Here is a 22,219-nt window from a genome sequence, read left to right on the forward strand (position 1 = left end):
TTCTTCAAACTGTACCGCCGTTGGATAGGAGGTGTAACGAGGCCCGCTTTGGTTATAACGTTTAATTAACGCTGTATCAAATTGAATACCCTGTTCCATCATTGCGTCCTCTTGTTTTTTGCCGCCATTCTATCTCAACCACCAGGCCTGGTGGTGGTTGACAAGTCGCGTTACGAGGCTAAACTTGAGGTAAATCAAGTTAATGAGTTTCGCTTTAACGCGTGCGTGTTTTACGAGGCTTGCTTGGTTTTTTTCGACCCGTTTTAGCCGGCAAGGGTTTGCGGCCATTTTCACTATGTTTAGTCAAAAATTGCTGCTGACCAAACTTACGACCTTTGCGCTTGCCTTCACCACCCGTTAAACCCGTGCCCGCTGGTTGGAAAGATGGAATTAAGTGTTTTTTACCGTTGCCAATTAAATCTTCGCGCCCCATTTCACGCAACGCATCGCGTAATAACGGCCAGTTTTCTGGATCGTGATAACGTAAAAACGCCTTGTGCAAACGCCGCTGTTTAATTGATTTTGGCGTAAACACACGTTCATCTTTATCATCCCGGTGAATTTTCCGTAACGGATTCAAGTCGGTGTGATACATCGCCGACGCAATCGCCATCGGACTTGGCAAAAAGGCTTGCACTTGATCAGCACGATAATCATTCGACTTTAACCAAATGGCTAAGTTCATCATGTCTTCATCGGTGGTACCAGGGTGCGCAGCGATAAAATAGGGAATTAAATATTGTTTTTTGCCCGCTTCTGCAGAATACTTTTCAAACATTTGTTTAAAGCGATCATACGCGCCCATGCCCGGTTTCATCATTTTGTTAAGCGGGCCTTCTTCGGTATGTTCGGGGGCAATTTTTAAATAACCGCCTACATGATGTGTCACCAATTCTTTTACGTACTCAGGGGTCTCCACCGCCAAGTCATAACGTAAACCAGACGCAATCAATACCTTCTTGATCCCCGGCAAAGCGCGGGTTTTGCGATACAACTCAACCAGTGGGGTTTGATCGGTATTTAAGTAACGACAAATGCCCGGATGCACACAAGACAAACGACGACAATTCGATTCAATACGTGGATCTTTACACGCCAAACGCCACATATTAGCGGTTGGGCCACCCAGATCAGAAATAATGCCGGTAAAGCCTTTCACTCGATCGCGGATGTCTTCGACTTCACGCAAAATCGATTCTTCCGAACGGTTTTGAATCACGCGACCTTCGTGTTCGGTGATTGAACAAAAGGTACAACCACCAAAACAACCGCGCATGATATTTACTGAAAAACGGATCATTTCCCAAGCTGAAATTTTGGCATCGCCGTATTGAGGATGCGGTGCACGCGCATAAGGCAAGTCAAACACCCCGTCCATTTCGGGCGTGCTAAGTGGAATCGGTGGCGGATTAATCCATAAGTCGCGGTCGCCATGACGCTGAACTAACGCACGTGCATTGCCTGGGTTAGTTTCAAGATGGAATACACGTGAAGCGTGTGCATATAAAACCCCATCATCACGCACTTGTTCAAACGACGGCATACGAATCACGGTTTTATCACGCGGATGATGGCGTGGAATTTCTAACGCCACCCGCACGACTTGCACACCATTTTGTTGATCAATGCTTTGAGCGCTTTGTTCAGTCTGGGTTTTCTTGGTTTCGCAACCTTCTTCACTCACCATTTCATAGGGGTTAGGATGCGGCGTCACCAGGCCTGGTGTATCGACTTCGGTTGAGTCCATCACAATAAAGCCTTCCGGAACACGCGGAACAATATAAGCGGTGCCGCGAATATCACGCATGTCTTTAACCGACTCACCTTTAGCTAAGCGGTGCGCGATTTCAACAATGGCTCTTTCGGCGTTGCCATATACCAATAAGTCGCCCTTGGCATCAAATATGATCGAACGTCGAACTTTGTCCGACCAATAGTCGTAATGCGCAATACGGCGCAAACTGGCTTCAATGCCGCCTAAAATAATGGGTTTGTTTTTATAGGCTTCTCGACAGCGCTGAGAATAAACCGCGGTTGCGCGATCTGGGCGTTTACCAAAGTCATCATTTGGGGTATAAGCATCGTTGTGACGTAGTTTGCGGTCAGAGGTGTAATGATTAACCATCGAATCCATATTGCCGGCGGTGACACCAAAAAATAAGGTGGGTTCGCCCAATGCACGAAAGTCATCAACGGATTTCCAATTAGGTTGGGCAATAATACCGACACGGAACCCTTGCGATTCCAGCATACGCCCGACCACCGCCATACCAAAGCTAGGGTGATCAACATAAGCATCGCCCGTCACCAAAATAATATCGCAGGCATCCCAGCCTAATAAATCCATTTCGGCACGGGTCATTGGCAAAAATGGCGCCACGCCAAATTTGTGTGCCCAGTGTTTGCGATAAGAGAAAATATTTTTGGCGCCTAACATGTCGTAACCCTAGCGAAAATGAAGGCCAATATTATACCCGATTGATTGGTGGTTAACTTAATGAAAAGACTTAGTTTTGCGCAGCAAAAACCAGGTAAATAAAGAGGGATTTAAGATGGAAGAGAGGTTGGACGAGTTGGGTTGTTTTAAAACTAGGGAATAAAAAAACCCGTTTAATCAAATTGATCAAACGGGCTGAGGATTACTTGGAGGCTTTTTTAACCGCTTTTTTGACGGCTTTTTTGACTTTCTGCTTGCTAGACAAGCCTTTTTTAACCACGGCTTTGGTCACTTTGTTGACGACCTTTTTCGCATTTTTCTTTTTTACGTCATTATTCGAAACGGCTTTTTTAGTGGCTTTTTTGGCTACTTTTTTCACATCTTTTTTCTTTACGTCTTTAGACATATCTGTCTCCTTTTGCGAATGAAAACCTGGTTATTTTTAAAACCATTAGTAATAAATTATAACCATTAGTTTGTTTTTTTCAAGTTTAGCATCCTTTAAAACCCAGAAACCGATACAATATCGCTTAACTTTCTTGATTTAGGGCAACTTTAATGACATTTATAGAGTTCAAAAAACACCTGCTAGACGCAGATATTTCGCTGCCTAAGTTCAGTAAGTTAATCAAGGTAAGCGAAAAAAACTTACAGTCTTATAAAAAGAAGGACAGCGTACCTAACCCGATTGCGGTCATTGTGGTTTGTTTTGTTGAAATGAAAAAAGCTGGTCTGGATTACAAAAGCATCGTTAATGGTTTGGAACTCAAGGCAAAAGAAAAAAAAGGCGCGGGATTCGCAAAGAAAAACCGTACGTTTAAATCAACCGATCATAACACTCAACAAGATACCTGAGCCACCAGGCCTGGTGGCGTATTAAACCACTATTTCTTTCGTAACAACCAGGCCTGGTGGATTTTCGGACTGCGCTTGAAGTCTTCCGGCAGGGTTTTGCGGGTAATATCTTCAATTTCCCAAGCGCTTAAGGCTTCGGTATCCAGCTTAAACTTCTGGCGGTTATTAGAAAACACCAATACCCCGTTCTGAGTCAACAAACGCCCCGCTTGTTCAATGAGTTCGACGTGATCACGCTGCACATCCAATACGCCTTCCATGCGTTTAGACGATGAAAAAGACGGCGGATCAAGGAAGATCACATCAAATCGTGTTAAGTTCGGTGGATTTTGTAACCAGGCAACCACATCTTCTTGTAATAATTCATGGCGTTTTAAATCCATATCATTGGTCATGAAGTTATGTTTCGCCCAGTACAAATAGGTTTTCGACATATCCACGCTTAACGAGCTGATTGCGCCTTTTACGGCGGCTTGCACCGTCGCGGTCGCAGTGTAACAAAATAGGTTTAATAAACGTTTACCTTTTGACAACTCGCCTACCAAGGCACGCACATCGCGGTGATCCAAAAATACGCCCGTATCAAGATAATCCGCAAAGTTCACTCTTACCTTGGCACCGTTTTCGATAATCGTAAAATAGTCTTTACGTTCTTCGAGTTTTTCATATTGACTCGTGCCGCGCTGGCGCTGGCGAACTTTAAACAAAATCCGTTCACTGGGTATATCCATTACGTCCGGCAAAACCGACATAGCTTCGTATAAACGACGTTTGGCTTTGGCGGCATTGACGGTTTTCGGTGCGGCATATTCGTTAACCACCAGCCACTCACCCGCTTCAAGCGTGTGGTAATAATCAATCGCCAAAGCGTATTCTGGCATATCGGCATCATAAACACGGAAAGCCATCACCTTGTTACGATCCGCCCATTTACGTAAAGTTTTTAAGTTTTTGCGTAACCGATTGGCAAACATTTGCGCGCCTTCAGTCTGCGCCAAATCCGCCATCGACAGCTCAACTTCGGCGGCTAAATCCACTCCAGCTTTTAACGCCGGTTGACGGAAAAATTCTTCCTGAATCTCAAAGCGGAATAACTTACATTCCAGCGCACCATTGAAAAAACTGTGGTCACGTTTGGCTTTTAGGCCTAAATATAAGCCCAGCTCTTTGTTACAAGTTAATACCGCGGCTTGCCAACCTACAAACTGGGTTTTTAGGCACTCGCCAATTTGCACATACAGGGCCTTAACTTCATCTTCTTCACCCAACCGTTCACCATAAGGCGGGTTAGCGACCACCAGGCCTGGTTTCCAGTCACCCCAAGGTTTCGCCTCGTTGATGTTTAATAACTGCACCTCAATGACATCATCAAAACCGGCTTGTTGAATGGCCTGGCGCGCAATTTTGATCGCACCTGGGTGAGAATCCGAACCATAAATTGCCGGTAAATGTTTTAAACCTTCGGCTTCTCGTTGATCGGCTTCGGCAAGCAAATCTGACCAAATATCGCGCTGATGCCCCAACCAAGACAAAAAGCCCATATCTTGAGCTTTCGCTAAACCAGGTGCACTATCCGCCGCCATCATGGCCGCTTCAATTAAAAAGGTACCTGAGCCACACATGGGGTCGTATAACACCCCACCTTGTTTTGCAATCTCAATCCAACCCGATCGCATTAAAATGGCGGCCGCCAAATTTTCTTTAAGTGGCGCTTTAACCTGTTGGCCTTCACGATAACCGCGCTGATGTAGGCTATGCCCGCTTAAGTCCAAACTCAGGGTAAATTGATTACGATTAAGGTGACCATGCAAACGAATATCCGCATAATCGACATCTACGGATGGCCGAACCCCTCGGTTATCACGGAAATAATCCACCACCGCGTCTTTGATTTTTAACGCACCAAAATGGGTATGTTCAATTCCCATGCCTTTGCCAGTAAACGAAATCGCAAAACTATGGTCTTCGGTCATATGGCGTGACCAATCTATAGCACGCACGGTATCGTATAATGCTTCTTGATTTGGCAATTCAGTCTCGATCAAAACCAAATAAACGCGACTCGCCAAACGCGACCATAAGCAAGCACGATAGCCGTCCACCAACCCGCCTTCAAACGCTACCCCACGTGGCTGAGCTTTAACGTTTTGCGCACCCAGCGCCATCAGTTCTTCGCGTAATAATTCGGATAAGCCACTGGCTGCGGTCGCAAAAAATTTCATAACTTCTCTCACTGTAAATTTAGCGCTAATTTTACTCTCTTTAAGCCAAGGTTTCGGTAAAATAGCCGTTCGACTGTTAAATAATCTAAAGCTTATTAAAACTATGATCCTAAAGTGTCTATCCAGATTCCGCCAGACGGCTCAACTCTTGTTCGCAGCTAGCTTAGTACTTGCCAGCACCCAGGCGAACGCGCAATCCGAAGCCGAGTTCCAGGCCTGGTTAAAGGATTTTAAACAGCAAGCCAAATCACAAGGCATTTCGCAGCCAACTCTAGATACGGCCTTTGCGGATGTGCACCTGAATCAAAAAGTCTTGGAATTGGATCAACGTCAACCTGAATTTACGCGTACCTTCTGGCAATATTTCGAAGCCACCGTCACCGACTGGCGTATTAACAAAGGCATCGAACTATATGAAGAAAACCGCACATTACTTGATAATGTGACGCAAAAATATGGCGTGCCTGGTCGATTTTTAGTTGCATTTTGGGGCATGGAAACCAACTATGGTGGCTTTACTGGCAATATCCCGATCATAGAAGCTTTGGCAACTTTGGCCTATAACCCGCGCCGTAGTGAGTTTTTTAGCGATCAATTAATTTATGCGTTGCGCATTTTAGATGAGGGTCACGTTCCACTCAAACAAATGAAAGGCTCATGGGCCGGGGCGATGGGACAAACCCAGTTTATGCCATACAACTACCTACGTTATAGCGTGGATGGCGATAATTCTGGTCGCAAAGATTTATGGAACAGCTTGCCTGATGTGTTTCACTCATCCGGTAACTTTTTAAACAAACTGGGTTGGAATAAAGAAGAAAACTGGGGACGAGAAGTACAACTACCAGCCCAGTTTAACTATGCATTAGCGGATGGTTCGACCCGTCGCCCCTTATCTGAATGGCGCGAACTGGGCATTAAACTCGCCGATGGACGTCAAATCCCCGATATTGAAATGCAAGCGGCGTTATTAATGCCATCCGATTATCGCGGCCCCGTATTTTTGGTGTACGACAACTTTTTTGTCATCAAACGTTGGAATAATTCTAATAGTTACGCTTTAGCGGTCGGACATTTGGCCGATAGACTAATAGGACGTGAACCTTTAGTCGCCAGCAAACCCGATGATGATGAAGCTTTAAGCAAACAACACATCAGTGAACTACAGCGAATCTTAAGACGCTTAGGTTACAAGGCAGGCGGCATTGATGGCGTAGCTGGCACCCTAACGCGACAAGCCATTCGCGAATTTCAAATCGACCGCAATCTACCAGCGGATGGGTTTCCAAGTATGCACCTATTAAAAACACTGCGTGAGGCAACACATTAATGAACCAGGCTAATAATCAGCCCGCCTACTTTGCTCTGCTTAATACCCAGCTCGGGCTGGGATATCAGTTTTGGAAACTGCAAGCACGCAGTGTCAAAATTGAGTATCGTCAAATTCGCGAACAAAAAAACCAGCCTGCTCAATAATCTATCTGTTACTCGCTCATCAAAATTTTCTGTGCGCAAGGTTTGCACAACCTCATTAATTAACGCTAATATAATGATTCAATTAATATGAATCATTATTGAATCGCTCAAAGGCTTCAAATCGATTTGAACGCCATTAATTGAGTGGCTCAATTAATTAATCAAGAGCCTTTAGCTATGCACCCAAAGTCGATTCGCCTTCTTACTCCACTCACCACGCTTCTACTGAGCCTAGGTGTTTTATCAGGCTGTAGTTCAGACAGCGCCGAGCAAGCGCCCAACAAGCCTTATGTTTTGACAACTCAACTCGAAGAAGGAGCGTTTTTGCAATGGCATCTCAGCGGCCAGGTCGATGCGCAAAAAAAAGCCCAGCTGGGTTTTCAAGTGGCCGGCCAGATTGAAAAACGCTTAGTGAACGCCGGTGATGCGGTTAAAGCTGGGGAGCCCTTGCTTGAACTGGATAGAACGGACTTAAGCCTCAAACTTCGCGCCGCCCAAGCCAACCTAGCCGCGACCCAAGCTGAACTTAACTTAGCGACCATTGAAGCCAAACGCTCGCAAGATTTATTAGATCGTAAATTAGTCTCGCAACAAGAATACGACCGTGCTCAAAACCTAGTGACCACCCTGCAACAACGCCAAATCGCCTTGCAGCGCGAACAAGAACTTGCGCAACGTCAACTTAATTACGCAAAACTCAGCGCACCGGCACCAGGCCTGGTGCAATCGGTTTCAGTGGATAAAGGTCAGGTTGTTGCGGCCGGACAAGCTGTGATCGAGTTTATTTATCAAGACGGTCTGGATGCGGTCGTGCAGATACCCGAATCGCGCATTCATGATCTACCCAAACAAGCTAAGGCCACCTTATTACAACAACCCAATCAGAGCTACGATGTAACCCTGCGTGAGCTAAAACCCAGTGCACATGCAACTTCTCGTACCTGGCAAGCACATTATGCTTTACCTGCAGAACTTGAAGTGGAATTGGGCCAAACCTTACGTTTAAGCTTTGGCGAAACCCAAAATTTAGCAAAAGTACCTTTATCAGCGCTTTATGAACAAGCCAATGGCAGCTTTGTCTGGGTTTATCGCAATCAACAAGTAAACTTAGCCGCGATTGAAGTGGTGCAACTTGCGTCTGAATTTGCCTTAATTAAAACCGATCTACCTAGCCAAACTCGTATTGTCAAAGCTGGGGTTCACCTGTTGAAAGACGGCCAAGCGGCGCAGGAGCGTCCGCTATGATTGATCGCTTCAACTTATCGGCTTGGGCCGTTAGAGAACGTTCTTTAACCTTGTATTTTATTATTATGGTCGCCCTCGCGGGTCTGTACGCTTTTAGTCATCTAGGTCGAGCTGAAGACCCTAGTTTTACTATTAAAGTCATGACCGTTTCGGCTAACTGGCCAGGTGCTACCGCTCAACAAATGCAAGAACAGGTGGCCGATCGTCTCGAAAAACGTATTCAAGAAGCGCCCTACTTTGATCGAGTCGAAACCGTGAGCCGACCAGGTCAGGTCAACATGCAAATACAATTTCAGGATCACACACCCGCAAGTGAAATTCATAACGTCTTTTATGAAGTACGAAAACGCATGTTGGACGAAGCTTCAAAGCTACCTAATGGCGTGCAAGGCCCTTTTGTAAACGACGATTTTTCTGACGTTTATTTCACTCTTTATGCATTAACCGCGCCGGATTTAGAGCAGTATGAGCTCATCCCCGCTGCTGAAAAAATCCGAGACCAACTTTTGCGTGTCGAGGGCGTACAAAAAGTGAATCTTCTAGGCGAACGTCCTCAAACCGTATTTATTGAATTGGCCTCGTCTAAACTGGCTCAATTGGGTTTAAGCGCGCAGCAAGTGTTTGATGCAATTGAAGCACATAATCGTCTCACGCCTAGCGGTCAAATTGATACCCAAGCCGCGCGAGTTTATTTACGTTTAGACACCGATTTGTCCGAGCCCGAAAGATTGCGTAACTTGCCATTATCGGTGGATGGTAAAAGCTTTCACTTGGGTGATATAGCCAGTGTAGAACAAGGCTATCAAGACCCGCCGACCTACTTAATCCGTGACCGTTCACAAGAAACCCTATTGGTTGGCGTCATTATGGAAAAAGGCTTTAACGGCCTAGATTTAGGCGAGAATTTGGCTCGAGCCGAGAAACAAATAAATACCGAACTGCCGCTTGGTTTTCATTTGGATAAAATCACCGACCAAGCCAATGCGATAAGCAAAGCCATCAATGAATTCCAAATGAAGTTTGTGGTCGCGTTAGCGGTCGTCATGTTGGTGAGCTTTTTAGCACTCGGCTTACGAGCAGGCCTGGTGGTCGCACTGGCTGTGCCTTTAACCCTGGCGATGACCTTCTTTATCATGATGTTAATGGGCAAAAACTTAGATCGTATTACGCTCGGTGCACTTATCTTGGCGCTCGGTTTATTGGTGGATGATGCCATTATTGCAATTGAAATGATGCTGGTGAAAATCGAAGAAGGGCTGGATAAAGTCCAAGCCGCCTCTTATGCCTGGTCAGTGACGGCCATGCCGATGCTAGTTGGCACCTTAATTACGGCGGTGGGCTTTGTTCCGATTGGTTTTGCCGCCTCAAACGTGGGTGAATATGCTGGGAATATTTTTTGGATTTTAGGCATCTCGCTGATTGCTTCTTGGTTGGTAGCGGTCTTATTTACCCCTTATTTGGGGGTCAAACTCTTGCCCAAACACACTCATCATAACAACCAGACCAACCCTTATGATACACGCCTCTATAAAAAGCTCCGTGCAACTATTACTTGGTGTGTACAACAACGTAAAACTGTATTAGCCGCTACTTTTATTTTATTTTTGCTATCAGTCGTCGGCATGGCTAAATTGGTTGAAAAGCAATTCTTCCCCAGTTCCGATCGTCCAGAACTCATGGTGGATATTTATTTACCGGAAGGCACGGCGATTCAAGTGACCGATCAACTCACGCAGCGCATTGAAAAAGTGCTCGCTGAACAACCCGAAGTTCGTTCGCTTTCAAGTTATGTAGGTCAAGGGGCGCCGCGTTTTTTCCTCGCCCTCAACCCAGAGCTACCCAATCCAGCCTTTGCCAAAATCATTGCGATTACCGGTGACCGCGATGAACGCGATGCATTGCAAGCTCGTATGCAAAACTTGATTGATCAAGGTGAATTTGCTGAAGCCCGCGTGCGGGTGCACCCGTTGCTCTACGGCCCACCGGTCATTTGGCCGGTTACCTTCCGAGTTATGGGCGAAGACCCCGTTGTTTTGCGCGACATTGCCGCCCAGGTTAGAGATGTCATGGCGCAACACCCACAAACCATTCAGCCGCATTTAGAATGGGGTGAACGTGCACCGGTGATTCAGCTTGAACTGGATTCAGATCGTTTGACCCAAATTGGTTTAACGCCGTTAGAACTGCAAAAACAACTGCAATTTTTACTAAATGGCGTCACCGTGTCCGAGCTGCGCGATCAAACTCGCAGCGTCCAGCTCATGGCACGCGCAACCGATGAAGAACGTCTCGACTTATCTAGTTTAGGTAGCTTACAAATAAAAACTCGTAACGGTGAGCAGGTTTCGCTTGAGCATTTAGCTAATCTAGAAGTTGAGTTTGAAGATCCTGTATTAAAGCGCCGCAATCGTATGCCCTATTTGTCGGTTAACTCTGAAATTAAACCCGGTGCACAACCGCCGGATGTCACCATGCAAATCTGGCCTGAGCTGCAAGCGATTAATGCCGATCTACCGCTGGGTTATCGCATTGAAATTGGTGGCTCGGTAGAAGAATCCGGCAAAGCCCAGGGTTCAATTAAAGCCATGATGCCGGTAATGGTGGTGTTAATGTTTACGCTGGTGATGCTCATGATGCGCTCATTTAGCGGTATGTTTATGGTCATTCTGACCGCGCCACTGGGTTTAATTGGTGCCGTGATGGCCTTGTTGCTGTTTTCACAACCCTTCGGTTTTGTGGCGACACTAGGCTTAATTGGTTTGGCGGGCATTTTGATGCGTAACACGCTGATTTTAGTCGGCCAAATTGATGACAATAAACGCCAAGGTATGAACGACTACGAGGCCGTGATTGACGCCACTGTAAGACGCGCACGTCCGGTTATTCTGACTGCGATGGCGGCGGTATTGGCGTTTATTCCGTTAACCACCTCCACCTTCTGGGGACCTTTGGCTTATGTGTTAATTGGCGGGGTCACGATGGGAACGGTGTTGACCTTATTATTCTTACCCGCGCTGTACAGCAGCTGGTTTAAAATCAAAACCGCTTAATTGAAATGACCCCTAAAAAAACCACCAGACCTGGTGGTTTTTTTTTGAGCCGAATAATAGGTTATAGGTTAAAAACCTTTAGCTTTCAGATGTTGGCTCATTTAAGGGCGCATCATTGGATTCGGCTGATGCCTCTGCAAGCGCTAATGCGGCTCGCTCGGCCTTAGAAATATAAGGCGGCTTTTTAACCGGCTGTCTTTTTGCCTTCGCCTGCTGCATTTGCTTTTTTAACTTTTGATAAATTTTTTTCTTACGATTCATAAATACTGATTTCCGCTTTATCCGTTAAGCGATTTGCCTGAATAGGTTATTTAGCTGATGACTTGTCTTTGTCTTTGGGGCGTAAGAAAAACTCATAAATAATCAGCATCGCTGCGCCTAAGGTTATCGCCACATCCGCGATATTAAAGGTCGCATAATGCCAAGTACCATAATAAAAATCGAGAAAATCTGTGACACGGCCAAACAATACCCGGTCAATTAAGTTACCAATCGCGCCAGCTAAAATCAGGTTTAAACCCAATACTTCAAACGTGGGCTTGGCTTTAAGTTTCGCCAACCAAACCACCAGGCCTGCACTCACGGCCATCGCCAACAAAGCAAAAAACCAACGTTGCCATCCGCCCATCTCCGCCAAAAAGCTAAATGCCGCACCATAATTAAACACTAGGGTTAAATTAAAATGCGGCATCACCGCCACTGGTTCAGCAAAAGTTAAATAACTTAACGCCAAAAACTTGGTGAGCTGATCCAACACAAGCACCAGGCCTGCTAACCAAACATAGCGCAAGCCACTCTGACGAAAAATGGGTTTATGCATAATGACGCACTTCGCCGTCTCCAGCGACGTTATCGACACAACGCTGGCATAACTCAGGATGTTCGGTGTTATTGCCCACATCGGCACGATGGTGCCAGCAACGCGGGCATTTGGTTTTGTCGGTGGCTTGTGCGTCAATCCATAAACCACTTAATTCGCTTTCCAACGCCTGATCGGTCTTTTCGGCCAACGGCAAGACTTTGGCATAAGAGGTAATTAACACAAAACGCAGTTCATCATCCAAGCTGGTTAATAATTTATAAAGTTCGGCATCAGCAAACAAAGTCACTTCTGCCGTTAAGGAGGCTTTAATCACGCCTTCATTGCGCAATTCTTCTAGACGTTTCGACACCGCCGAACGCACTTGCATAATCTGCGCCCAGTAAGCCGAGTTCATCGCGGACGCTTCATCCAACGCGGTTAAACCTTCGTACCAGGTCGCCACAAATACGGTTTTAGAACGTTCACCTGGAATATACTGCCAAAGTTCTTCAGCGGTAAAGCTTAGGATCGGCGCAATCCAACGCGTCATGGCTTCAACAATATGATACAAAGCAGTTTGTGCCGAACGACGCGCCAAGCCATCGGCTTTACAGGTGTATTGACGATCTTTAATTACGTCTAAATAAAACGCCCCCATTTCCACCGAACAAAAGTGCGAGACCGCCTGATAAATCTGGTGGAAGTGATACTGCTCATAAGACTCGATAATTTGAGTCTGCAATTGATGTGCATGCCCTACTGCCCACTTATCTAGGGGTAATAATTCGTCATACGCCACCAAATCTTTAGCCGGATCAAAGCCGTTTAAATTCGCTAACAAGAAACGTGCGGTGTTACGAATACGGCGATAGGTATCCGCTGTACGGCTAATAATTTCGTCTGACACGGTCATTTCATAACGATAGTCAGCCGCTGAAATCCACAGACGCAAAATATCCGCACCCAAGGTATCCGCAATTTTCTGTGGCGCAACCACGTTGCCTTTAGATTTCGACATTTTCTTGCCGTCTTTATCTACCGTGAAGCCATGTGTTAACACTTGTTTATAGGGCGCGACTTTATTGATGGCAATACTGGTTAATAACGACGACTGGAACCAACCGCGATGCTGATCCGAACCTTCTAAATATAAATCCGCCGGTGCCGACAATTCTTCACGCTGCTCACACACCGCAAAGTGGGTAATACCGGAATCAAACCAGACATCCAGAATATCCTGCACTTTTTCGTAATCCGCCGCTTCGTTCCCTAACAATTCAGAAGCATCTAAGTCATACCAAGCATCGATCGAATTCTGCTCAATACGTTGGGCAATTTGTTCCATCAGCTCTACGGTACGTGGATGCATTTCACCGGTGACTTTATGCACGAAAATCGTAATCGGCACGCCCCACAAACGTTGACGTGAAATACACCAATCTGGGCGACCATCAATCATCGACTCAATACGGTTTTGGCCCCATTCCGGTACCCATTCAACGGTTTTAATCGCGTCCAATGATTCAGTGCGCAATTTTTGCTGATCCATGCTAATAAACCACTGAGGCGTGGCACGGAAAATCAACGGCGTTTTCGTACGCCAACAATGTGGATAGCTGTGTTTAATCGCTTCATGATGTAATAAAGCACCATTCTGTTTTAGCACCTCAATTACCGGTTCATCCGCTTTCAGCACATTAATACCGGCAAATAATGGCGTGCCTTCAACAAAAGTGCCTGAACCATCCACTGGACAATCGACTTCTAAATCGTATTTTAAACCCACAATATAATCGTCTTGACCGTGACCTGGCGCAGTATGAACACACCCTGTACCGGCATCAGTGGTGACATGCTCACCTAAAATAATTGGCACGATACGATCATAAAATGGATGTTGTAGACGGATGAATTCAAACTGATCACCCCGACCATAAGCCACCACACGGTAATGTTCGATATCGCATTTCGCCATCACGTCCTTAACCAAAGCTTCGGCCATAAATAAACGTTCCGGTCCTTGCTCACCCTCTATCTGCACTAAGGCGTATTCTAATTCTGGGTTGATAGAAACGGCTTGGTTGGCCGGTAAAGTCCAAGGGGTGGTTGTCCAAATCACAACCGATAATGGGCCTTCGCCAGTGTGATCTTCGACGTGGTGGCAGCGCTCAAAAAACGCCGCTTCATCTAACACTTTAAAGCGTACATCAATCGCATTGGAGCGTTTTTCTTCGTATTCAACTTCGGCTTCAGCCAGCGCTGAGCGCCCGCCTATTGACCAATAAACCGGCTTAGTGCCTTTGACCAAATGGCCTTTTTGAATGATCTTCGCCAGCGCACGTACTTCGTTGGCTTCAAAATCGAAGGCTTTGGTCAAATAAGGATTTTGCCAATCGGCCATCACACCCAAACGCTGAAAATCTTTCATCTGACCTTCAACCTGCGTTTGAGCATAGTCGCGGCAGGCCTGGCGGAATTCGCGTTCGTTTAACTTAACTCCGACCTTGCCGTGTTTCTTTTCTACATTCAATTCAATCGGCAAACCATGACAATCCCAACCCGGTACAAATGGTGCATCAAACCCACTCAGGCCTTTTGATTTGACAATCATATCTTTCAGAACTTTGTTAACAGCGTGGCCAATATGAATGTCGCCGTTTGCATAAGGTGGGCCATCATGCAAAATAAACTTGGGGCGACCCGCCATGTGCTCACGCACGGTTTGATATAGGTCATCGGCTAACCAAGCTTCCACTTGCTTAGGTTCGCGTTGAGGCAAACCACCACGCATTGGAAAATCGGTTTCGGGAAGGTTTAATGTCAGCTTATAATCCGTCATGATTAGGGTCTCAAACAGGTTTTAGGTTTAAAAGTTGTCGGGCTTGAGCCGCATCTTTCGCAATTTGGGTTTGCAACTCGCTCAAACTATTGAATTTCATTTCTGGGCGAATAAACGCCTCTAAACGCACTTCGACATGCGCGCCGTAAACGTAGCTAGTCCAGTTAAACAAATGCACCTCAATCGAGGGACGTTTGCCCTGCACGGTGGGGCGAACACCAATGTTAGCCACGCCAGGCCAAGCTTGTTCAGCCAACCCTGCCACTTTAACTGCAAACACGCCACTTACCGGCATTTGTAAGCGTTTAGGGTTAAGATTTAAAGTCGGAAAACCGATCTTACGTCCGAGCTTTTGGCCATGAATCACCCGGCCTTCAAATCGAAAGTCATGCCCTAGCAACTGGTTGGCCTGGGCTAAATCAGGCAAGTTTAATACTTCTCTAATTCGAGTGCTACTCACTCGCTCATCACCAACAATAAAAGTAGGCATCGCGCTTACTTCAAAGCCGCCCAAACGACCTTGCGCTTGTAAAAAAGCAAAGTCGCCTTGGCGCTGATGACCAAATCGAAAGTCGTCGCCCACCACAAGATGGCGTGCATTTAAACCTTGCTGTAAAACCCGGATCACAAACTGTTGCGCGGATAAACCAGCAAACTCGGCATTAAAGGTCACGCACATCACAAAATCAACGCCGGCACGTTCAAACGCATTCAGTTTTTCGCGCAAATTCATTAAACGAACCGGCGCAGATTCCGGAGAAAAAAACTCAACCGGAAAAGGTTCAAAAATGACCACCACACTCGGCAACTGTGCTTGAGCGGCGCGTTGTTTTAACTCGTCCAATACACGCTGATGACCAATATGCACACCATCAAAGTTACCAATGGTCACGACACTGCCTTGACTCAAAGCCGCCTGCGCATTAACCAAATTATGTAAACCACGAATTAATCGCATAGTGACCGTAAGTGCATTATAGACAGGAAAAATAGAGATTATAACGGATTCAAAGGCTTAAATGAAAACAACCAGGCCTGGTGGCTTTAAAAAACCTTAGCAGGCCTGGTTGTTATTATCCATTTTGACCAGGAAGGTCAGTAAATCGGCGTAACTTACGGGTTTAGAATAGAGATAACCTTGGAACTCACGACAGCCTAACGCCATCAAACTTTGATGGTGCTCACGCGTTTCAACGCCTTCGGCCACCACACTCAAGCCTAACTCTTTACTCATCATTAAAATACTGCGCACCAAAGGCTCTGCGTTGGTATCGGTAAATAAGTCACGCACAAAGTTCTGATCAATCTTAAGCTGATCGAGTGGCAAGTTTTTGATACTTAAAAGCGAGGAATAGCCGGTACCGAAATCGTCCATCGAGAACTTGACTCCCAGCTTTTTAAGGCGCTGCATTTTATCAATCGAGTCTTGCATATCCATTAACATCATCGACTCAGTTAATTCGAGTTTTAACTTGGTGGGATCAAATTGATAATGCTCTATATAAGCACGAATCTGCTCGACAAAATCAATCTGTTGAAGTTGTTGTGCACTAATATTCACCGACAAGGTGAGCTTGGAAAAAGCAGGGATTTCGCGCCATTTAGCCAATACGCTAACCGATTGTTTTAATACCCAATCACCTAAACTTAGAATTAAGCCATTCTCTTCGGCAATCGGGATAAAATCTGCCGGTGACATTTGCCCTTTAGTGGGATGATGCCAACGAATCAGAGCTTCGGCACCAATCACGCGACAATGATGATTTATTTGCGGCTGGTAAAACACCTCAAACTGATCCAGTTCAATCGCGGTTTTTAGGTCTTCCTCTAAACTCAAACGTTTTTCAAGATCAGCTTGCATCGTGGGATCAAATAACCGAATCATGTTGCGCCCAGAAGATTTGGCTTGATACATTGCGCTATCGGCATGGCGTAAGGTTTCGTCCGAACCGCCATCTTGATGATCTAAAAACAGTGCAATCCCAATACTGGGGGTAATCTGATATTCAAAGCCATCTAGATTATAAGGTTCGCCCAATTTAAGACGGATTTTTTCAGCCAGCATTTCCGCTTCATAAGCTGCTTTTTGTTTATCGGCATTCAGCCCTTCAAACAAAACAACAAACTCATCCCCCCCTAGACGAGCAACCGTATCCACTTCACGCACAGACTGGGTTAAACGCTGTGCAACTTCGATTAATAACTTATCGCCAACATCGTGTCCCTTAGTATCATTAAGTGCTTTAAAACGGTCCAAATCCATATAAAGCAAGGCACCATATCGCTCAAGCTGATGACTGGCTGCCAAAGCATGCTCTATTCGATCGAGCAGCAAACGCCGATTTGCTAGCTGAGTCAGTGGATCGTAAAAGGCCAACTGGCGAATTTCATCTTGATCCATTTTGTTTTTGGTGATATCAAAAAACGCACCGACATAATGGCTAACGCGCCCTTTTCGATCATAAATCGCATGAATCGACAAACGCTCAAAATATTCTTCGCCATTTTTACGACGGTTCCAAATTTCACCTAACCAATGACCGTGATTAAGCAACGCTTGCCACATAGCGGCATAAAAATCCTTGTCTTGTCGACCTGAACTCAACACCGCTGGGGTTTTGCCAATCACATCCGCAAGCTCATAGCCCGTCAAGTGTGTAAAAGCCTGATTAACCCGCACGATATGACCTTTTGGATCCGTAATCAGTATCCCTTCCTGCACATTAAAAGCCGCGGCTGCAATGCGCAAATCTTCTTGATGACGCATAATGCGCCAAACAACCAACCCGATCATTAATAAAAACAAACCCGTCACCAAGCCACGTATCCAAAACATACGCTCAAACTTAGCTAACTCAGGTGCCGGCGATAAAGCCACCACATAAGCCATCAACTTGTTTTCTAAGTCGTTAACAGGCAAAAAAACCGACATGTGGGATTGATCATTCAGTTGATAGGGTTTAACGAACGCCTGCCCACTCAATAAAGGCTCAGTTAAATCCTTTTGATCCAAGCTAGTCGCCATTTGTTTTAAATATAAATTAGGTAACGAAGCATTTTGAAATAATTCACGCGTCGGATCTTCAACCAACCAATCAGGATGAATTAAGCTTGTCTGATAATGCGACTTATAATCGTCAAACGGCATTTGACTGGCGCGTGGATGAAAAATAATCGCATATTCACGCTGGTTGCTAAGCTGTGTTAAATCTCGGCGCAGGGTTTCAAACTGATTACTAAATTCGACGGAGCCCAAGTGTTGGCCATTATAAATAATCGGAAACACACTACGTAAACCGGCGACAACTCGGCCAAAATCAAAGCCCGTTATCGGCTTTTGGGTTTGATTTACAAGCCGAACACTGGTTCGAATATCCGTTAAATCATCACCAAAACGCGCAGGATCATGCAGCCGCAGAAAACTGGTGTTATCTGACAAATGAAACTGAAATTGATAAATGCCTTGGCTGCGCATTTTTTGATAAGCGGCCTCAAATAACGCTTGCAGGTCATCACGCGCCATCGACTGACGACTAGGGGTCTGAGCGTCAATTAAATGAGACAACACGCGAGGCTGCATCACATAACTATCAAAATAAGCTTGCTTGGCTTTGTGCTGTGCATTCAAGGTCGCTTGCCATGCCATTTCAACATCATGTGTTTGTTGTTGAAAATAAGCCTGCTGATCCACATCATAACGACCTGCAAAAAACCACAGGCTGGCCAGCCAAACCAAAACAAGGCCGGCGACCAGACTAGTAAATAATCGGTGTTTTACTAAAAACATTTAGGCTAAAGGCTTAGGTTGATTCAAAAGTTTGGGCTGATGGCTTGAAGCCGTTTTGAAAAAACTCATATTCTGATTCAATTTTTGCGCCTGTTCATTTAGTCCCTTGGATGCTTGCGTTGTGCGTTCTACCAAGCTGGCATTTTGTTGGGTCACATTGTCGATACTATTGATCGCCAAATTCACTTGATTGATGCCATCGGCCTGCTCGCTGGCGGACTGCGCAATTTGCTCAACCATCTCAGTGACTTGTTTAATCGAGCTCGTCACACCAGCCAATTCTTCACTCGCGGAGGCCGCCATTTTGGTGCCAAAATCAATTTTTTCTACACTGGTATTAATCAGTTGGCGAATATCTTTTGCCGCTTCGGCCGATTTTTGCGCCAAACCACGCACTTCGCCAGCCACAACCGCAAAACCCCGACCATGATCGCCCGCACGTGCGGCTTCTACCGCTGCGTTCAAGGCCAACAAGTTGGTTTGGAAAGCGATACTGTCAATTAAAGTGACGATATCGGCAATTTGATGACTCGATTTCTGAATATCAGTCATCGCTTCCAGCGTTTGTTGCATTACTTTCGAGCCACTCGCCACTTGAGATTCGACTTTTTGCGCCACGACTTCGGTATCCATTGCATTTTGTGAACTGTTTTGAACCGCAGTATTCATCTCATGCATGGTTGCCGATGTTTGTTCAAGTGAGCTGGCCTGCTCTTGAACACGCGAACTCAATTCATGTGCATCGCTCGACACTTCATGCGCTTCTTCGCTAACATGACTCGCCACATCCAACACATCAGACACAATTTCGCGCAATTTGCGCGCAGAAGCGTTAATTGCAAGGGTTAAGTCGCCTAGTTCACCTTCATAATCGGCACTGATTTCTTGGGTTAAATCACCTTCACTCTGTGCCACGACTACCTGGGTAATTTCGGTCATCGCGGTATGCAAGGTGGAAATCACTTTGTTAATGCCCAGCTGTAATTCTTTATAGAAGCCGCTGGCCTGTTGACTGACTTCAATGGGATTAAAATGACCTAACGACAAATCTTCAATCACCGCTTGAAGCTGTGACTGAATTTGATGTTCTAAGGTAATATCTTCCCACTCAACCATAGTGCTTTGGCGTTGTTTATTAACTCGAATCGGAGTAATGGTCAAACGAAAACGTAACCCGTTAATCGTTAACTCAGTCACCATGCGTTCAGTAAGGTTATCTAATCGCTGACGAATCGCTTGTGGATCTTTATGGAAAATATCAATATTGCTGCCAATCACTTTATCGGTATGAAACTTGGGCAAAGCCTGCTGCATTTGAGTTTCATAACCAGCAAAAATCGTCAGCAAAGATTTATTCGCATATTGAATATGGTAATCCGTATCCGCCAACATTAGACAGCTGGTAGCCGAGTCTAGCGCTTTCATCACCGCAGCCGACTTAGCTTGGGCTTCTTTGGCCTCTTGCGCCATCCAACCTAATCGCACCACCGCAGGCTGTAACCAGTTGGATAAACTGTCCAATAACGAACCCGATCCAATCGTAAAATCCTGGCGCACATCACCCGATGCCAAGCCAATTAACTTGGCCTGCATATCAGCTAATTCCGCTTTCAGACGGACTTGATTCCAGCCCCAAGTTAAAGCTGTTAACCCGGCTAACACAAAGCTAAATGCATAAGTCTGTGAGGGCGTCCAAACCAAACCAGCCAACAACGACAGCAATAAACCCATGCCGCTTAACATCAATAAAACCTGCGGATTAAAATAACGTTTGAGTTTATTCACTATTTGATTAGGTTTGCCTTGACGCAAATTTAACTTGCCACGACTCACCGCTTGATATGCCTGTTCAGCCTGATGAATTTCAGTATCACTCGCGGGAAAACGTACTGACATATAACCAGTTATTTGACCGTTTTCACGAATCGGCGTGGCGAAAGCTCGCACCCAATAATGGTCGCCATTTTTACGTCGATTCTTTACCACCTGAGACCAAGGCAACCCGGCTTTTAAGCTTGACCACAAATCGGCAAAAACACGTGCCGGCACATCTGGGTGGCGCAAAATATTATGTGGCTTACCAATCACTTCGGCTCGGGACAAACCTGCGGCTTCTAAAAAACTATCATTGCAATGTAAGATGGTGCCATGTAAGTCGGTAGTCGAGACGATGACCATTGAGTCGGGTAATTTAAATTCTTTTTGGGTAACAGCGGCGTTCGTCATGCATTTAAACCTTTGATCATAATGGGGCTACTCATCAAGTCGGCAGAAGGCGGCCTTGATAACCTACGTAATTAGCAGGCGAGTGTCGAAAAATTCGATCGTGATTCTACCAGTTTTCAAATCAGGGCAAGTTATTTTTATGGCGGTATAAATTTGAAATTTACAGAGGATTGAAAAACTCACACTTTAAACTTTTCCAAACGCTGCCAAGATTAACAGCTATTTGTAGCGTTTAAAGTAAAAACTGGATTTTCCTTAATGTTTACGTTTTTGCTCGCTAGTAAATCCGCGAATTAGTCACTAGATTTAGACTGCATAAATCCACGTGGTCGAAAGCCAAACAAGATCAAAGCCGACCCATACACAAGCATGGCGACAAAAATTAAACCGAACAACCAGGCTACTCGCTCCCAAGCATTAAACAACAACCAGGACTGGTGATCGGGGTTAATAAACCAAATTGCCGCCCCCATTGCGAGCACAGCTAAAGCAACTTGCAAACTAAAACCAAGCCACGGGGTTTGGGGAGAAAATACCTGCTGTTTAACTAAAAAGTAATACAACAAACCCGCATTTAAAAACGCCGATAACGAGGTCGCTAAAGCTAAACCTGCATGAGCGAGCGGCCCGATCAGCAATAGGTTTAATACAATATTACTCACCAGCGCGACCACCGCGATTTTGACTGGGGTTTTCATATCTTTACGCGCATAAAACGCCGGGGCTAACACTTTAACTAAGATAAAGCCGAGCAACCCAAACGAGTAAGCGACTAAACTTTGACTCGCCATTTGCACATCAAACGCACTAAATTCGCCATAGAAAAACAGCGTCACCAATAAGGGCTGAGCTAACAACATCAAACCCAACATAGCCGGCACGGCAATGATCGCCACCAATTTAAGCGCAAAATCTAAATCCTGTTGAAAGCCTGACCAATCCGCATTCGCGGCTTTTCTAGATAAACCCGGCAACACCACGGTTGCCAATGCAACACCAAATACGCCCAACGGAAACTCCATTAAACGGTCGGAATAGTACAACCACGACACACTGCCAGTGACTAAAAACGAGGCCAAAATCGTATCAACCAATAAATTGATTTGCGCCACCGACACACCAAACAAGGCCGGAATCATCAAGCGCCCGACTTCATTTACGCCTTTATCTGGTGCGGAGGTTGGTTTCGGCAACAAGCCCATTTGCCATAAAAAAGGTAAATGAAATAATAACTGCACTACCCCAGCGATTAATACACCCCAAGCCAACGCCATCACCGG

The 22,219-nt window shown here is 45.6% G+C and carries 15 protein-coding genes; 5 read left to right on the top strand and 10 right to left on the bottom strand.

Annotation, left to right across the window (positions count from 1 at the left end):
- Positions 1-214 precede the first annotated feature (214 nt).
- Both VIM91_RS09945 and VIM91_RS09950 read right to left on the bottom strand, forming a co-directional pair.
- A complete protein-coding gene (locus VIM91_RS09945; protein WP_331864667.1) occupies positions 215-2,437 on the bottom strand; it encodes a YgiQ family radical SAM protein in 2,223 nt (740 codons plus the stop codon).
- Between the two features lie 202 nt (positions 2,438-2,639).
- On the bottom strand, positions 2,640-2,843 hold the full coding sequence (locus VIM91_RS09950; RefSeq protein WP_296832048.1) for a hypothetical protein: 204 nt from the start codon (positions 2,841-2,843) through the stop codon (positions 2,640-2,642).
- A gap of 152 nt (positions 2,844-2,995) precedes the next feature.
- Here VIM91_RS09950 and VIM91_RS09955 point away from each other — a divergent pair, with 152 nt between their 5' ends.
- Positions 2,996-3,292 (top strand): hypothetical protein, encoded by a 297-nt coding sequence (locus tag VIM91_RS09955; protein ID WP_331864668.1) that lies wholly within the window; start codon positions 2,996-2,998, stop codon positions 3,290-3,292.
- A 29-nt stretch (positions 3,293-3,321) separates the two neighbouring features.
- Here the strand turns inward: VIM91_RS09955 and rlmKL are convergent, their stop codons facing one another.
- On the bottom strand, positions 3,322-5,514 hold the full coding sequence (gene rlmKL / locus VIM91_RS09960) for a bifunctional 23S rRNA (guanine(2069)-N(7))-methyltransferase RlmK/23S rRNA (guanine(2445)-N(2))-methyltransferase RlmL (RefSeq protein ID WP_331864669.1): 2,193 nt from the start codon (positions 5,512-5,514) through the stop codon (positions 3,322-3,324).
- 148 nt (positions 5,515-5,662) lie between these two features.
- Here rlmKL and VIM91_RS09965 point away from each other — a divergent pair, with 148 nt between their 5' ends.
- The 4 genes from VIM91_RS09965 (at position 5,663) to VIM91_RS09980 (ending at position 11,285) form a co-directional block, all read left to right on the top strand.
- Entirely contained in the window at positions 5,663-6,844 is a 1,182-nt protein-coding gene (locus VIM91_RS09965; protein WP_331864670.1) for a lytic murein transglycosylase, read from the top strand.
- Positions 6,844-6,990, top strand: coding sequence for a hypothetical protein (locus VIM91_RS09970; protein ID WP_331864671.1), 147 nt, complete (start codon positions 6,844-6,846; stop codon positions 6,988-6,990). Before VIM91_RS09965 ends, VIM91_RS09970 begins: the two co-directional genes overlap by 1 nt.
- Before the next feature lie 177 nt (positions 6,991-7,167).
- Positions 7,168-8,235 (top strand): efflux RND transporter periplasmic adaptor subunit, encoded by a 1,068-nt coding sequence (locus VIM91_RS09975; protein ID WP_331864672.1) that lies wholly within the window; start codon positions 7,168-7,170, stop codon positions 8,233-8,235.
- The gene (locus VIM91_RS09980) at positions 8,232-11,285 is read left to right on the top strand and encodes an efflux RND transporter permease subunit (RefSeq protein WP_331864673.1); all 3,054 of its coding nucleotides are present in this window, start codon (positions 8,232-8,234) and stop codon (positions 11,283-11,285) included. The genes VIM91_RS09975 and VIM91_RS09980 overlap by 4 nt, the downstream gene beginning before the upstream one ends.
- Positions 11,286-11,363: 78 nt before the next feature.
- Here VIM91_RS09980 and VIM91_RS09985 read toward each other — a convergent pair whose 3' ends face one another.
- The 7 genes from VIM91_RS09985 to murJ form a co-directional block, all read right to left on the bottom strand.
- Positions 11,364-11,546 (bottom strand): DUF2986 domain-containing protein, encoded by a 183-nt coding sequence (locus VIM91_RS09985; RefSeq protein WP_331864674.1) that lies wholly within the window; start codon positions 11,544-11,546, stop codon positions 11,364-11,366.
- Positions 11,547-11,592: 46 nt separating this feature from the next.
- Positions 11,593-12,105, bottom strand: a complete 513-nt coding sequence (gene lspA, locus VIM91_RS09990; protein ID WP_331864675.1) for a signal peptidase II — start codon at positions 12,103-12,105, stop codon at positions 11,593-11,595.
- Complete coding sequence (gene ileS, locus VIM91_RS09995; RefSeq protein WP_331864676.1) at positions 12,098-14,926, bottom strand: isoleucine--tRNA ligase; 2,829 nt, start codon at positions 14,924-14,926, stop codon at positions 12,098-12,100. Before ileS ends, lspA begins: the two co-directional genes overlap by 8 nt.
- A 10-nt stretch (positions 14,927-14,936) precedes the next feature.
- Complete coding sequence (gene ribF / locus VIM91_RS10000; protein ID WP_331864677.1) at positions 14,937-15,884, bottom strand: bifunctional riboflavin kinase/FAD synthetase; 948 nt, start codon at positions 15,882-15,884, stop codon at positions 14,937-14,939.
- A 96-nt stretch (positions 15,885-15,980) separates the two neighbouring features.
- Positions 15,981-18,713 (bottom strand): bifunctional diguanylate cyclase/phosphodiesterase, encoded by a 2,733-nt coding sequence (locus VIM91_RS10005; protein WP_331864678.1) that lies wholly within the window; start codon positions 18,711-18,713, stop codon positions 15,981-15,983.
- Entirely contained in the window at positions 18,714-20,939 is a 2,226-nt protein-coding gene (locus VIM91_RS10010) for a methyl-accepting chemotaxis protein (RefSeq protein ID WP_331864679.1), read from the bottom strand.
- Positions 20,940-21,232: 293 nt separating this feature from the next.
- Positions 21,233-22,219: murein biosynthesis integral membrane protein MurJ (gene murJ, locus VIM91_RS10015; protein WP_331864680.1), on the bottom strand; the 987-nt coding region annotated here is incomplete at its 5' end.

This window comes from Thiomicrospira sp., assembly GCF_036568485.1.
GTDB lineage: Bacteria > Pseudomonadota > Gammaproteobacteria > Thiomicrospirales > Thiomicrospiraceae > Thiomicrospira.